General features: G+C 64.3%; 14 protein-coding genes. 10 read left to right on the top strand and 4 right to left on the bottom strand.

Annotated features, from left to right (window positions below):
- Positions 1–14: 14 nt before the first annotated feature.
- From BM282_RS15590 to glyA, 4 genes are all read left to right on the top strand, one after another.
- Complete coding sequence (locus tag BM282_RS15590) at positions 15–971, top strand: succinylglutamate desuccinylase/aspartoacylase family protein (protein ID WP_089882725.1); 957 nt, start codon at positions 15–17, stop codon at positions 969–971.
- Positions 972–1,104: 133 nt separating this feature from the next.
- Positions 1,105–2,334, top strand: coding sequence for a hypothetical protein (locus BM282_RS15585; protein WP_089882723.1), 1,230 nt, complete (start codon positions 1,105–1,107; stop codon positions 2,332–2,334).
- An 80-nt stretch (positions 2,335–2,414) separates the two neighbouring features.
- Positions 2,415–3,275 (top strand): methylenetetrahydrofolate reductase, encoded by an 861-nt coding sequence (locus BM282_RS15580; RefSeq protein ID WP_089882721.1) that lies wholly within the window; start codon positions 2,415–2,417, stop codon positions 3,273–3,275.
- Positions 3,276–3,416: 141 nt separating this feature from the next.
- Positions 3,417–4,664, top strand: coding sequence for a serine hydroxymethyltransferase (gene glyA / locus BM282_RS15575; RefSeq protein ID WP_089882718.1), 1,248 nt, complete (start codon positions 3,417–3,419; stop codon positions 4,662–4,664).
- 192 nt (positions 4,665–4,856) lie between these two features.
- Here glyA and BM282_RS15570 read toward each other — a convergent pair whose 3' ends face one another.
- The gene (locus tag BM282_RS15570) at positions 4,857–6,233 is read right to left on the bottom strand and encodes a glycine cleavage system protein T (protein ID WP_089882716.1); all 1,377 of its coding nucleotides are present in this window, start codon (positions 6,231–6,233) and stop codon (positions 4,857–4,859) included.
- Positions 6,234–6,507: 274 nt separating this feature from the next.
- Here BM282_RS15570 and BM282_RS15565 point away from each other — a divergent pair, with 274 nt between their 5' ends.
- The gene (locus tag BM282_RS15565; RefSeq protein WP_217642718.1) at positions 6,508–6,756 is read left to right on the top strand and encodes a hypothetical protein; all 249 of its coding nucleotides are present in this window, start codon (positions 6,508–6,510) and stop codon (positions 6,754–6,756) included.
- A 37-nt stretch (positions 6,757–6,793) separates the two neighbouring features.
- Here BM282_RS15565 and BM282_RS15560 read toward each other — a convergent pair whose 3' ends face one another.
- Complete coding sequence (locus tag BM282_RS15560; RefSeq protein ID WP_089882713.1) at positions 6,794–7,453, bottom strand: helix-turn-helix domain-containing protein; 660 nt, start codon at positions 7,451–7,453, stop codon at positions 6,794–6,796.
- 398 nt (positions 7,454–7,851) lie between these two features.
- Here BM282_RS15560 and BM282_RS18635 point away from each other — a divergent pair, with 398 nt between their 5' ends.
- The 4 genes from BM282_RS18635 (at position 7,852) to BM282_RS15545 (ending at position 11,185) form a co-directional block, all read left to right on the top strand.
- Complete coding sequence (locus tag BM282_RS18635; RefSeq protein WP_175501576.1) at positions 7,852–8,016, top strand: hypothetical protein; 165 nt, start codon at positions 7,852–7,854, stop codon at positions 8,014–8,016.
- A gap of 260 nt (positions 8,017–8,276) precedes the next feature.
- Positions 8,277–10,505 carry a beta-glucosidase BglX gene (bglX, locus tag BM282_RS15555; protein WP_089882711.1) on the top strand — a complete coding sequence of 743 codons (2,229 nt, stop codon included), beginning with the start codon at positions 8,277–8,279 and terminating at the stop codon, positions 10,503–10,505.
- A 155-nt stretch (positions 10,506–10,660) separates the two neighbouring features.
- Entirely contained in the window at positions 10,661–10,930 is a 270-nt protein-coding gene (locus BM282_RS15550; RefSeq protein WP_089882709.1) for a type II toxin-antitoxin system HicB family antitoxin, read from the top strand.
- 3 nt (positions 10,931–10,933) lie between these two features.
- Complete coding sequence (locus tag BM282_RS15545) at positions 10,934–11,185, top strand: type II toxin-antitoxin system HicA family toxin (protein WP_089882708.1); 252 nt, start codon at positions 10,934–10,936, stop codon at positions 11,183–11,185.
- A gap of 255 nt (positions 11,186–11,440) precedes the next feature.
- Here BM282_RS15545 and BM282_RS15540 read toward each other — a convergent pair whose 3' ends face one another.
- Positions 11,441–12,451, bottom strand: coding sequence for an NADP-dependent oxidoreductase (locus BM282_RS15540; RefSeq protein ID WP_089882706.1), 1,011 nt, complete (start codon positions 12,449–12,451; stop codon positions 11,441–11,443).
- Positions 12,452–12,567: 116 nt separating this feature from the next.
- On the opposite strand from BM282_RS15540, the gene BM282_RS15535 reads away from it, so the two are divergent.
- Positions 12,568–12,774 carry a hypothetical protein gene (locus BM282_RS15535; RefSeq protein WP_089882704.1) on the top strand — a complete coding sequence of 69 codons (207 nt, stop codon included), beginning with the start codon at positions 12,568–12,570 and terminating at the stop codon, positions 12,772–12,774.
- A gap of 55 nt (positions 12,775–12,829) precedes the next feature.
- Here the strand turns inward: BM282_RS15535 and BM282_RS15530 are convergent, their stop codons facing one another.
- Complete coding sequence (locus BM282_RS15530) at positions 12,830–13,483, bottom strand: ribonuclease HI family protein (protein ID WP_089882822.1); 654 nt, start codon at positions 13,481–13,483, stop codon at positions 12,830–12,832.
- Between the last annotated feature and the right edge of the window lie 76 nt (positions 13,484–13,559).

Below are 13,559 nucleotides of genomic sequence, written 5' to 3'. Positions count from 1 at the left end.
GCCGACGGGACCGTATGGTGTACGAACCGGCCGAACACACGGCGACCGAACGGTCGCTCGGACGCCTCTCCTCGGGGACGGACGTCTCGGTGACGGTTCATCGGTACGCCGGCGGCGACGGGCCGACGGTGTACGTTCAGGCGGCCCAACACGGTATCGAACTCAACGGACCGGCCGCGTTGCGTCGTCTCCACGACAGACTCCGCTCGACCGAACTCGCGGGTACCGTCGTCGTCGTCCCCGTCGTGAACTCGCTCGCGTTCGACCACCGTTCGTACATGACGCCGGCCGAGTACGACGTGATGAACCCGAACCTCAACCGCGTCTGGCCGGGCGACGAGAACGGGAGCCTGCAGGAGCGAATCGCCGCGCGACTCTGGGAACTCGCCGCCGACGCCGACGCCGTCGTGGACCTTCACACGGGGACGCCGGACATGCTCGAACACGCGAGATACCGCGAGGGCGACGACGACGCGCGTCGACTCGCCGAGGCGTTCGGCACCGCGTATCTTCTGACCGACGGCGACGAGACGCCGGACGACGAGGACGGCCCCGGAACGTTCCGCACGGCCACCGCGCGGGCGGGTATCCCCGCGGTCACGGCCGAACTCTCGAACAGTCGGACGGTGGCTCACGAGGCGGCGCAAGCGGGCGTCGACGGCGTGGAGAACGTCCTCCGCGAACTCGACGTCCTCGCGGCGACACCGGCGGACTCGCCCGAACAGACGACGCTCCGAGACGACGCGGCGTACACCGTCGCCGACGAGTCGGGACTGTTCGAGTTGCGTCGCGGACTCACCGTCGGTGACGAACTGGCGGAAGGCACCGAACTCGGCGCTATCTACTGCCCCTCGTCGTTCGAACGACTCCAGACCGTGACCGCGGCCGAGGGGGGCGTCGTCTACTCGCTCGCCAGAGAGTCCGTCGTCGTCTCCGGGGAACGACTCGCCGCCGTCGCGACGCGAGTCTAATCGCCGGACTAGTCGATATTCTTGACTGTCTCCGAAGCCTGTTACACCGCCGCTCGAACGGGTATGGTTTGAATGGGTTGCGTATTCCTCACCTACCATTATGATACACGACGTGTCACAGTTTAGCAATGACATGGCACTCCAAACATCATTCGACGCACTCTCGGAGATAGTCGAACAGTTCGAGTCCGACGGGCGGACGCTTCGAAGTATCGAGGCGTCCACCGGCGACGCGAGTAGCGACGCGTTGCGCGTCGCGATGGACGTGCCGCTCTCGCTCCTCGCGCCGGAGGGGTCGTGTCCCGACCTGACACCGTCGGGAGCGTCGCTGACCGCCGACGGCGGTCTTTGCGTCGAGTTCGACACGGACGCGGTCGACGAACTCGTCGCGACGAGCGACGCCGTCGTCTCCGCGGAGACGCGAGACGTCTCGCTCTCTCCGGAGGCGGAACTCGTCGTGAGCGTCGTCCTCCACATCGACCCGGACGGCGATTCGCCGCGACGCATCGAAACCGACGGTCACGCGGACGTCGGGGCGGGTGGAACGACTGACGTCGAGACGGAGAGCGCGGCGACGCCGACGGTCACCGAAACGAGTGACAGCGGAACCGACGCGAACGACGCCGGTGTCGCAGACGACGCCGACGGTTCCGCGCCGACCGTCGATGACGACACCGCAGACGACGAGACGGACGAACTCGCCGCCGTCCGCGACGAGTCGGTACCGCCGTACGAGGACACGCCGTACCTCCGTCACCTGTACGACACCTGCGAGACGTTCGTCGAGATGAGTCGGAAGATAGAGATGGACGTCGCCTCCGAGACGGTCCGCCGGTACATGATAGAGGCGGGCGTCCACGACCCCACGTCGTACGACACGCAATCGACGTCCGCGGAACCGTCGACTTCTTCGAAGCCGTCCATGTCCTCGGAGCCGTCCACGTCCGCGGAACCGTCCACCCCGCAGTCGACGTCGGTGCCCGAGACGGGTTCGGAGCGTGCCGAGACGGACGCGGCCGAGTCCTCGTCGGACGACGCCGCAGTCGTGGACGAACCGGACGCGCCCGAATCGGCCGCGGCGGAGGACGCCGAGTCGGTCCCGACCGAACAACTCGTCACCGACGGCCTCGGCCTCCCGGACGACTGTCGGATAGAGGACGTCGTCGACGCCGTCGTCGAGTCGACGACGCTGTTCGAGGTGCAACGGCGACTCGACATGGACCGCCAACCGACACAGGAACTCCTCCGGCAACTCAACCTCCTCGACTTGGTCGTCCACCGCGTCGCGGACGGGCCGAAGCGTCGCGTCTCGTACGAGGACGTGGCGACGCGGATTCGCCAGTGTACGCCGACGACCGCGTGACTTATCCGGGAGCGCTTTTAAACGGGTGTAAACAGACACCCGTACATGCAAGTAGCTTCACGAAAAACCATGACTAAGTCATGTCCTTAGGTACGCGAACCGTTTCACACCCCGACGGCGTCGAGACGCTCCTCACGGGTGCGCGGTTCGAGTTGATGCCGTTCGAGAGTTTCGACGAGGAGATAACGCACCTCCCGGACGGGGCGACAATCGCCATCACCACGTCGCCGCAACTGGGTATCGAGCGCACCGTCGAGCGAACCGAGACGGCGGCCGAGTTGGGGTACGACGTCGTGCCCCACATCGCGGCCAGGTACGTCGAGGACCGAGACCAACTACGTGACATCGCACGACGACTGCGAGACGCCGGCGTGACGGACATCTTCGTCCCCGGCGGCGACAAAGAGGAACCCGTCGGCGAGTTCGAGTCGGCGTACGACCTCCTCTCGGCGCTCGACGACATGGAGTACTACTTCGAGGAAGTCGGCATCACCGGCTATCCCGAGGGACACGACTTCATCGACGACGAGACGCTGATGGAGGCGATGCAGCGGAAAGAGCCGTACGCGACGTACATCGTTACACAACTCTGTTACGACCCCGAGACGGTGGTCGAGTGGATAGAGGACATCCGCGCGCAGGGCGTCGACCTCCCGGTCGAAGTCGGCATCCCCGGCGTGATGAAGTACCAGCGACTGCTCCAGATATCGAAGAAGGTGGGCGTCGGCGACTCGGTCAAGTTCCTGAAGAAGACGACGGGCATCCTCGGGTTCGTCAAGCAGTTGGTCGGGTCGCGCGGGACGTACAAACCCGACGAACTCATCGACGGCCTCGCGCCCTACGTCGGCGACGACGAGTACAAGATTCGCGGGATACACATCTACACGTTCAACCAGACGCCCGACACCGAGTCGTGGCGGTACGGCCGCCTCGAAGACTGAGCGTTCGCCCCGCTTCGCACTCGCAGTTTTCGACCGTTCTCACCGGCGACACGTCGTGATAGCCGGAAACTCGGACAGTCTCGACCCCGTCACGTTCTGTCGACACGTACCTTATTGGCGGTTCGGTTCGGTACGTGATTCATGACGTACGATACGGTCGCAGAGACCGACCCGGCGGTCGCTCGCGCACTCGAAGGCGAACGCGAACGACAGAACGGCACGCTCTCGATGATTGCCAGTGAGAACCACGTGAGCGAGGCGGTCATGGAGGCGCAGAGCTCCGAACTGACGAACAACTACGCGGAGGGCTACCCCGGCAGTCGGTACTACGGCGGGTGTCGGTACGCCGACGAGGTCGAACAGTTGGCTATCGACCGCGCGAAGGAACTGTGGGGCGCAGACCACGTCAACGTCCAACCGCACTCGGGGTCGCAGGCGAACATGGGCGTCTATCTCGCGGTGCTCGACCCCGGCGACAAGATTCTCTCGCTCGACCTGACGCACGGCGGGCATCTCTCGCACGGCCACCCGGCGAACTTCGCCGGGCAGGTGTACGACGTCGAACAGTACGAAGTCGACCCCGAGACGGGGTATCTCGACTACGAGGGACTCAGAGAGACGGCCGAGGAGTTCGACCCCGACGTCGTCGTTTCGGGCTACTCGGCGTACCCGCGCGAGGTGGACTTCGAGCGCATTCAGGCGGCCGCAGACGCCGTCGACGCATACCACCTCGCGGACATCGCCCACATCACGGGCCTCGTCGCCGCGGGCGTCCACGAGTCTCCCGTCGGCGTCGCGGACTTCGTCACGGGGTCGACGCACAAGACCATCCGTGCGGGCCGCGGCGGCATCATCATGACGTCGGACGAATACGCCGACGCCATCGACAAGGCCGTCTTTCCGGGGACGCAGGGCGGCCCCGCGATGCACAACGTCGCGGGGAAAGCCGTCGGGTTCGGAGAGGCCCTCCAACCGGAGTTCACCGAGTACGCCGAACAGACCGTCGCGAACGCGAAAGCCCTCGGTGAACGCCTCCGCAGTCACGGACTGGAGTTGGTCTCCGGCGGCACCGACAACCACCTCGTCCTCGTCGACCTGCGCTCGTCGCATCCCGACACGACGGGCAAAGACGTCGAGGAAGCGCTCGAAGAGGCGGGTATCGTCCTCAACGCGAACACGGTGCCCGGCGAGACACGCTCTGCGTTCAACCCCAGCGGTATCCGCGCCGGGACGCCCGCGCTCACCGCTCGCGGGTTCGGCGAGAACGCGTGCCGAGAGGTCGCCGACCTCATCGTCGACGTGATTGACGACCCGGACGACGAGGCTGTCGTCGCGGCCGTCGGCGAACGCGTCACCGAACTCACCGACGAGTACACGCTGTACGAGTAGCACGACGGAAGCGCCGTCCCGATTCGAGGACACGCGACTTTTTCGTTTCCGGCGACGCTCGAAGCGCGACTACGCGAGGAAGGTGAGACGGGGGTCCGGGAGTCCCCCTCGTATCGAACGACCGACCGGTCGCTCTCGGTCCGGTAGAAAAAAGGAACGTCTGCCAGAGGGTCGTCGAGTCGCCGAGTCGTTCTAGTCGTTCTGCTGCGCTTGTTGGGCAGCACCGAGTTTCGCCTGTTCGCGAGCGCTCGGGTTGACGGACTCTTTGAACGGCACCTCTGCGACCGTCGCGAAGACGGGTTCGTCGTCTTCTTCGGCGTACTCGTCGGGCAGGTGCACCTGGAACTCGATGTCGAGGTCTTCCTCGTAGATTTCGTCGTTGAGGTTGGCGTCGGTCTCGTTCTGCAGTTTCTCCGCAGGCACGAAGCCGAGGCCGATGTTGGTGTCGAGGTCCGGGTTGTACCACGGCGAGGTCATGTAGCCGCACTCTTCGCCCGTGTCCGGGTCGGAGACGATCCAGAAGTCGGGCGCGTAGTCACGGATGGGTTCGCCGGCCATCTTCAGACCGACGAGCTTGAGGTTGAACGGGTACTCGCCGTTTTCGATCTGCTCTTTCTGCTCTTCGAGGACCTCTTTGCCGATGTAGTCGCCCTCCTTGTCGTCGGGGACTTGGTAGCCGAGGTTGACCTGGAACGGAGACGTCTCGTGGTCCATGTCCTGGCCCCACGAGAGGATACCCGCGGCGATGCGGCGGTGGTGACCCGGCGCGATCTGCATGCCGCCGTGTTCTTTCACCGTCTCCATCACCGGGTCCCACACGCGTTCGCCGTACTTCGTCGCGTCCTTTACGTAGATCTCGAAGCCTTTCTCGCCCGAGAAGCCGGTCTGGCTGATGAGTACTTCGCAGCCGTTGATCTCGGCTTCCATGAGGCCGTAGTACGCGATGTCGCTGACCTCTTCGCCGACGACGTCGATCATCACGTCTTCGGAGAGCGGACCCTGAATCTGCATCGGGGCGACGTCGATCTCGTCGACTTCGACGTCGAAGTCCTTGCCGACGTTGACGCCCTGAATCCACTGCATGAGCGTCGAGTCGGAGATAGAGAACCAGAACTCGTCGTCCGCGACGCGGAGGAGAACCGGGTCGTTCAGGATGCCGCCCTTCTCGTTGCAGAGAATGACGTACTTCCCTTTCATCGTCTCGATCTGCGTCGCGTCGCGAGTGATGAGGTAGTCGGTGAGCGCCTCGGCGTCGGGGCCTTTCACGCGAATCTGGCGCTCGACGGCCACGTCCCAGAGAGTTACTTTCTCGGTCAGCGCTTCGTACTCCGCCATCGCTCCGCCGTCTTCCGGTTCGACGAGGCCGCGAGGGTGGTAGGTACGGTTGTACACTGTGCACCGCCACGCGCCCTCTTCGTTGAACGACTTATCGAAGAACGGGGACTTGCGGACTCGCGTCGAGACCAGCATCTGAATCCCCGGGTCGCCGGACTGTCGGAGGTTCCGCGGGAGGACTCTGTCTGACTGATCGATGCTCGGATAGTTCGGATGCTCTTGGTTCCCGGACATGCCTGTGAACGATGATGATAATTGCAGTTAAAAGATAATGCTGAATAGGACTCCCTTTTATCAGCCTTACCGAACACCACTGGTCGACGCGACCGCACAGAACACGCCGCAGTCGGCCGAAAACCGTCGTACTCGCCCGACTTTCACGAACGATTATCCTTCGACAGTTCGTCTCTCGGTGGGCGTCCACACGCGACGAGTGAGGCCCGACACCGAACTTCGCGCGTTGCTTATGAGCGTCTAGCCCCTAATAGGGACAATGCGCGCGTTTCGGATGTCACCCGGGCCCGCCGCCGCCTACGCCTTCCGGCTCGGTATCACCGCGGGAGCAATCGTCGGACTCGCTTTGCTGGGCCTCCTGTACTGGCTCGGTCAACTCGCCGTGTTTCAGCTTGCGTACGTGCTTCTCATCATCTTCCCGCTGTACCTCGTCCTCGTCGCCGTCGCTCTCAGCGTCTGGTTGGGCTACGACAAAGACACCACTTCTCTTCGACCGGTGTATCGGTCGAAAGAGCCGAAGTGAGCGTTACATCTGACCATCGCCGTCTTCGGCCTTCGTCTCACTCCTCGTCGTCGTGGTCCGCGATAGTCGCCGCGATGAGGTTGCGCATCCCACGGCGGAGGCGTCCGCTCATCGCCGTCGACGACAGTCCCATCTCCTCGGCCACGCCGCTGAGCGAGATGTCTCGGGGTTCGCCGAAGTACCCGCGTTCGTAGGCCGTCTTCAGCGCGCACTCCTGTTCGTCGGTCAGTCCGTACGACGTGTCGCCCCCCGCCTCGTCGTTGCTGTATATCTCGATGATGTCGAGCGTGATGTCGTTCTCGCTCGCGTACTCCCAGATGGTGTTGAGCGCCTGCTTGTCGGGGAGGAGGAGTCGGACGAGCCATCCCCGACCGGTCGTCTCGGTGTGGACGAGGAACCCGTTCACGTCCGTCACCACGGTGCTGATGAGCTTCGTCTCGGGGGTGTGCTCGATGTAGTAGATGCTCGTTCCGTCCGTTCGGTCGATGAGGTCGTAACTTTCGACGGTGGGGTCGGCGTCGAGCATCTCGTCCAGTTCCGCTCCGTCGTCGTACTCCACGAGGAAGGGAAACACCGTCGCTCCCGGGTCGGTGTTCGTCTGCGTCATGACTCGAATCTTGATGTCGTCGAGTGCGGTCAACGTGGGGACGAGTGCGAGCCTGTCGTGTTCGATGTGGACTTTCGCTGTGATGGACATGGTCCTTCTCCGTCTGGGTCCGTTTTTCACCGCCGTCGACCGTGGTCTGACACCTCGGTCCGACCGTCTGCCGGGTCGGTGACTACCCGGACTACACACTTGCTGTATAATAGTGTTGAGAATCGTGTCTGTCGAACGCGATTACCGCCCGCCGTCTGTCGAATCTCTCACACGACGACGGCGTTCGAGAGCGGACGAACCGGCTCGGTTCCGCCGTCGATGCCCGTCTCGTACCCCACGCGAAGCAGACGTTCACGCTGTGGTATGGATTGACATAATATAACTTTATCGCAGCTCCACTGTATATATCGTTAACAATCACGCAAAATACGGTACAAAAATACCAGTACTAGTACGCGCCAGAAGATAAGGGGCCGTAGCCAGTAGCAATAATCGAGATGAGCAAAACACACACCACCAACGTGGAAACGGAATCGCCGATGGACAAGTTCTACCTGCCGGGCACCTCGCTGCCGACGGACCTCGGCCGCGTCGAAGCGGCCGTCACCGACCTGTTCACCTTCCACGGCCGCGTCCTCATCCCGCGGACGTACAACCGGTAGTCGATTTCGACTATTCCGTCGCTCTCTTCTCTTTTCGCCCGGCGTTTTCTATCGCTGCATCGAGAGAGACGCGCTCTATAGTAGCGTCTGCACCTGTTTACTCATCCGACCGCGCGCCGTCGTGCGGTCGAGTGAGCGATGACTTGCAGACGCTACTATAGCTTTCGCACGTACCACCGTCGAAACCGTGCGCCCGCGGACGGAATCGACAGACGACGGTCACGAGTGATTTATACGCTCACAGAGTGGCTACCGAATATATGCGCACACAGACCCGGTCGTTGCTCGACCAGTGTTCGCCCGAACGGCGAGCAGAGATCGAGCGACGGGTCGAGACGTTGCTCTCGGAACTCACGCTCGAACAGAAAGTGGGGCAACTGAATCAGTTGAACGCCGACTTCGCGACGGGGACCGCCGTCGGCGATATGGACGTCGAACGGGGCGTCTTCGACGGCGACATCGGTTCGGTTCTCAACTTCGGTGACCTCGACGAGGCCAGACGGCTCCAAGAACTCGCTGTCGAGGAGTCCGACCACGGTGTTCCGCTCCTCTTGGCGTTCGACGTCATCCACGGCCACCGGACCATCTTCCCGGTTCCCCTCGGCGAGGCGGCGTCGTGGAACCCGGAGATGGCGGAGTTGTCGGCCCGCGTCGCCGCCACGGAGGCGGCCGCGAGCGGCATCCACTGGACGTTCGCCCCCTCGGTCGACGTCGGTCGTGACCCTCGTTGGGGCCGCGTCATGGAGGCGGCGGGCGAGGACCCGTACCTGTCGAGTGAGATATCGAAAGCGCGCGTCCGCGGATTTCAGGGCGACGACCTCTCGGCGGACGACACGGTCCTCGCGTGTGCGAAACACTACGTCGGCTACGGGGCGTCGGAGGCCGGCCGCGAGTACAACACCGTCGATATCTCCGAGACGAACCTCCGCGAGGTCCATCTCCCGCCGTTCGAGGCCAGTTTGGAGGCGGGCGTCGGCAGCGTGATGAACGCGTTCAACCTCTACGAACGCATCCCGGCCAGCGGCAACGAGAAACTGGTGAACGACCTGTTGCGCGACGAACTCGGCTTCGAGAACCTCGTCGTCTCCGACTGGAACTCGTTCGGCGAACTCCGAAACCACGGCGTCGCTTCCGACCTGCGCGAAGTGGCGCGGGCGTGCATCGAAGCCGGGTCCGACGTGGACATGGTCAGCGGAGCCTACGCGACCGAACTCGTCGGACTGGTCGAAGACGACGTCGTCGACGAATCGCTCGTCGACAGCGCGGTTCGCCGCCTCCTGACCGTCAAGGGCGTCTTGGGCCTGTTCGACGACCCCTACCGGTACTTCGACGCGGACCGCCAGTCCCGCAGAACCCTCACCGACGACCACCGCGAGGCCGCCCGGGCAGTCGCCCGCGAGTCGCAGGTCCTCCTGAAGAACGAGGACGACCTGTTACCGCTCGACGGCGACGAGAACGTGGCTCTCGTCGGCGGCCTCGCCGACAGCGACACCGACATGCTCGGCGCGTGGCGCGCCGAGGGCGACCCGGACGACGTGACGACGCTCCGAACGACGCTCGCAGACCGCGTCGAGAACGTGACGTACGCGGCGGGCTGTGACCGCGACGGCACCGTCTCGGACACGCAACTGGCGGACGCAGTCGACACCGTCGCCGACGCGGACGTGGCCGTCGTCGCCGTCGGCGAACGCTACAGTCAGAGCGGCGAGGCGGCGAGTCGCGCGCACCTCGACCTGCCCGGTGACCAGCGCGCACTGCTCGAAGCGCTCGTCGAGACGGGGACGCCCGTCGCCGCCGTGCTGTTCAGCGGTCGGCCGTTGACCATCGACTGGGAGGCCGAACACGTCCCGGCCATCCTCGAAGCGTGGTTCCCCGGCGTCGAGGCCGGCCCCGCTATCGCGGACGTCCTCCTCGGCGAGCACAACCCCTCGGGCCGACTCCCGATGACGTTCCCTCTCACCGAAGGCCAGATACCCGTCTACTACAACCGCCTGAAGACGGGGCGACCGGCCGAAGACGCCGACGTGGACCTGACCGAACCGCCGTCCGACCACGGAGAGAAGTATCTCTCGCGGTATCTCGACATCCCGAACGACCCCCTCTACGCGTTCGGACACGGCGAGAGCTACACCGACTTCGCGTACACCGACCTGTCTCTCGACGCGTCGACGATAACTACCGACGAGACGCTCTCGGTGGAGGTGACCGTCGAGAACACCGGTGACCGCGCGGGAACCGAAGTCGTTCAACTGTACCTCAGAGACGCCGTCGGCAGTCGCTCGCGGCCGGTGCGCGAGTTGGCCCGGTTCGAGAACGTCGACCTCGACGCCGGCGAATCCGCGACCGTCACCTTCGAGTTGGCGGCCGCCGACTTCGAGTTCTGGACCGCGGACGAGGCGTACGCCGCCGAACCCGGGGCGTTCGAGGTACAGGTCGGGCACGCCTCGGACGATATCAGAGCGGTCGAGCGGTTCGAGTTGGTCGAGTAGGGCGTCGAAGCGACCGTGGTTCACTCGATTCGAGGGCGCGAATCGGTCGTTGTGTTCATCGGAGCGTGAACCCGTCTCAGAGAACCCCCATTTCCATCTTGTCCGAGAGTGATCTGCCGAATGCTTATACGGCTCATCGGGTTACTAGGAGTACGATGGCCAGTTCGACTCAGAACGGCGACGCCAACGATGGCGAGATACGTCTCTGGCAAGAGGATGGCTGGTGGATCGCGAACGACGTCGATACGGGCGTGACCACGCAGGGTGCGTCTAGAACGGAGGCACTGGAAAACCTGGACGACGCCGTCGCGGTCCATACCGGGGAGCGTGGCCACGAACCGACGGACGAAGAACTCCGTTCGCTGGGGATCGACCCCGAGGACAACACCACCGGCGACCAAGCACCGCCGGACGTCCTCGACTGATCGATGGGGAAGCGAACGTTCTCCGGAATGGAGGTCGTAAAGGTGCTGGTCAACGCCGGCGGGTTCGAGTGGCGACGCACGACCGGTGATCACGCTCAACTGTACTACGAACACCCGACGAACGAAGAGGACCGCCGACAAGTGACCGTCCCGTTACACAGCGAACTCCGTACCGGAACGCTCCGAAGTATCGCCGAAAGCGCCGGCGCACACGACTTCGATGCGTTCTGCGAGTGGACCGACGAAAACGCTTGATAGTCGGATTCGTGTTCTTCCTTCTCACCAACTATCTGAGCCTGTTTGGCGTGGTGACCGTGGATTCTGATTTGATTGTCATCTCGGTAGGAGTCCTCATCGGGTACGTGGCTGCTCATCTGAGAGACGCACGATAGATACCTCCTCTGTATCTTGCACGCCAGTCCTGTCACTTTGATAGAGATTCAACAGAGCCAGACGAGACGGTTCGATATCGACGACCCGTGGTCGCCGTGCTCTCCGTCGACGGTGCGGTTACTCGGACACTCGCACGACCTGTTTCCCGACGTTGTCGCCGGAGAACAGTCCGAGGAACGCGTCGGGGGCGTTCTCGAGGCCGTCGACGACCGTCTCGCGGTGGGCTATCTCGCCGCTCGCGACCCACTGTCCGAGTCGTTCCGCCGCCACGCCGAATCGAGTCGCGTAGTCGCTCACGAGGAGTCCCTGGACCTTCGCGCGCGGCGCGATGAGCATGGGTAACTTCCGAGGCCCCGTCGGGACCGTCTCGTCGTTGTAGTGCGCTATCTGTCCGCAAACCGCCACGCGTGCGTCGAGATTGAGTTTCGTGAACACGGCGTCGGTGATCGGTCCGCCGACGTTGTCGAAGTAGACGTCGACGCCGTTCGGTGCGACGTCGTCCAGAGCGTCCCCGTAGTCGTCGGTCTCCTTGTAGTTCACCGCGGCGTCGAAGCCGAGTTCGTCCGTGAGCCAACTCGTCTTCTCGTCCGAGCCGGCGAATCCGACGACGCGACAGCCGTTCAACTTCGCGATCTGTCCGACGACCGACCCGACCGCACCGGCCGCGCCGGAGACGACGACGGTGTCTCCGGGCGTCGGTTCGCCGACGTCGAGCAGTCCGAAGTACGCCGTCCGCCCCGGCATGCCGAGCACGCCGAGGTAGGCCGGGAGGGGAGCCACGTCGGTGTCGACGGGGGCGACGTCGTCCGCGTCGAGGACGCTGTAGTCGGCCCACGTTCCGTTCCCGGTCACGAACGCTCCCTCGTCGAACTGTTCGCTTCGACTCTCGACGACTTCGCCGACGACGCCGCCTTTCAGCGCGTCTCCGACCGCCCACGGCTCCGCGTACGATTCGCTGTCGCGCATTCGGCCGCGCATGTACGGGTCCACAGAGAGATACGCGACGCGTACGAGGAGTTCGCCCGAGGCCGGACTCGGCACCTCGTCCGCTCTGAGTTCGAAGCTGTCGGCGTCCGGTTCGCCGTCTGGTCGCTCTGCGAAGTACCAACACCGGTTCGTCTCTTCCATACGCTCTCTCGTGTCGGTTCTCCGAAGAGCCTTCGGGCATCGGTGGTCCCGTCCGCATCCGAGCGTCGGTGGCGGGTCGGAGACGCCGACGAAGTAGGGCGTTTCTCGAACGGCGGATGGATGCCGCTATCGGCGATGCGGCGGCCGGTCTGACGCTCGTCCCCGTCGGCGCCACCGAACGGGGCTTGCTGTCCCGAACCGTCGGCGGGATGTTGCGACTGTCCGTGCTCCACCAACTGGACGCGAGCGTGCTACTGACCGAACGGCCGCACGAACGCTCGCTCCGAGAGCGACTGTCGGGGTCCGGGTCCTCCCGCGACTGACCGGCCGGTGACTCGTCGTTCGCGCGGCCACGAGTTCTCGCTCGAACGCGTGCGTTCACCCCGGCCCGAACGCCGCGATATCGGCCCCGACAGTCGCCAACGCGTCCGCGGGGTTCGGGTCGCTGTCGGCCAGATGCGTGTACCGGTGCTCCGGAACCCGCGACAGAGCCGTTTCGATGGCGTCGCTGTACCGTTCGACGCCGGGTTCCGTCGGGTCGTGGCCGTCCCAGACGTCGCGGATGACGGTCATCGAGTCGATTCGGACCTCCAGACGCTTCGGGTCGTAGCGCGTCAGCAGTTCGGCGAGTCCGAGGTGGAGCGCAACGTACTCGGCGGTGTTGTTCCCCGCGCGTGAGCCGACGGGACGGCCGAGACGGGCGAGTTGAGTCTCCTCTTCGTCCATGATGACGGCACCCGCACCCGCGGGGCCGGGGTTGCCGCGCGAACTGCCGTCGACGTAGAGGATGAACGCGTCGTCCGCCGCTTCGGTCGTGGGTGGACGCGTCAGTTCCGACGCCAGCAGTTCTTCGAGCGCGCGCCGTAACTCCGTTCGAGTCGTCGCGGGGTCGAACAAGCCGCCGTACCCCGGGACCGACGCATCGATAGCTTCGATGGCGGCCGTCATCTCGTAGCCGACGCGTGCGAGTACGTCGTCGACGAGGGCCGCGACTGGTGAGAGATGCTCTGACGGCAGGGAGGCGTCGGTCACGGACGCGGCTCCGTCGCGTCTCGGTTTCGAGTGCTCGTGTGTTCGTCCGCGGGTGACTTCGTCGGCGGGTCGCGCC

Origin of the sequence: Halogeometricum limi, from assembly GCF_900115785.1 — an archaeon.
Lineage (GTDB): Archaea > Halobacteriota > Halobacteria > Halobacteriales > Haloferacaceae > Halogeometricum > Halogeometricum limi.
Note: the sequence above shows the minus strand (reverse complement) of the source record. Positions and strands in the feature narration are given on the sequence as shown.

Excerpts from the sequence above, each read along its gene's own strand:
- BM282_RS15570 (WP_089882716.1), bottom strand. The coding sequence starts at position 6,233 with ATGTCCGGGAACCAAGAGCATCCGAACTATCCGAGCATCGATCAGTCA.
- BM282_RS15585 (WP_089882723.1), top strand. The coding sequence starts at position 1,105 with ATGGCACTCCAAACATCATTCGACGCACTCTCGGAGATAGTCGAACAG.
- BM282_RS18635 (WP_175501576.1), top strand. The coding sequence starts at position 7,852 with ATGAGCAAAACACACACCACCAACGTGGAAACGGAATCGCCGATGGAC.
- BM282_RS15580 (WP_089882721.1), top strand. The coding sequence starts at position 2,415 with ATGTCCTTAGGTACGCGAACCGTTTCACACCCCGACGGCGTCGAGACG.
- glyA (WP_089882718.1), top strand. The coding sequence starts at position 3,417 with ATGACGTACGATACGGTCGCAGAGACCGACCCGGCGGTCGCTCGCGCA.
- BM282_RS15535 (WP_089882704.1), top strand. The coding sequence starts at position 12,568 with ATGGATGCCGCTATCGGCGATGCGGCGGCCGGTCTGACGCTCGTCCCC.
- bglX (WP_089882711.1), top strand. The coding sequence starts at position 8,277 with ATGCGCACACAGACCCGGTCGTTGCTCGACCAGTGTTCGCCCGAACGG.
- BM282_RS15565 (WP_217642718.1), top strand. The coding sequence starts at position 6,508 with ATGTCACCCGGGCCCGCCGCCGCCTACGCCTTCCGGCTCGGTATCACC.
- BM282_RS15545 (WP_089882708.1), top strand. The coding sequence starts at position 10,934 with ATGGGGAAGCGAACGTTCTCCGGAATGGAGGTCGTAAAGGTGCTGGTC.
- BM282_RS15590 (WP_089882725.1), top strand. The coding sequence starts at position 15 with ATGGTGTACGAACCGGCCGAACACACGGCGACCGAACGGTCGCTCGGA.
- BM282_RS15550 (WP_089882709.1), top strand. The coding sequence starts at position 10,661 with ATGGCCAGTTCGACTCAGAACGGCGACGCCAACGATGGCGAGATACGT.
- BM282_RS15540 (WP_089882706.1), bottom strand. The coding sequence starts at position 12,451 with ATGGAAGAGACGAACCGGTGTTGGTACTTCGCAGAGCGACCAGACGGC.
- BM282_RS15560 (WP_089882713.1), bottom strand. The coding sequence starts at position 7,453 with ATGTCCATCACAGCGAAAGTCCACATCGAACACGACAGGCTCGCACTC.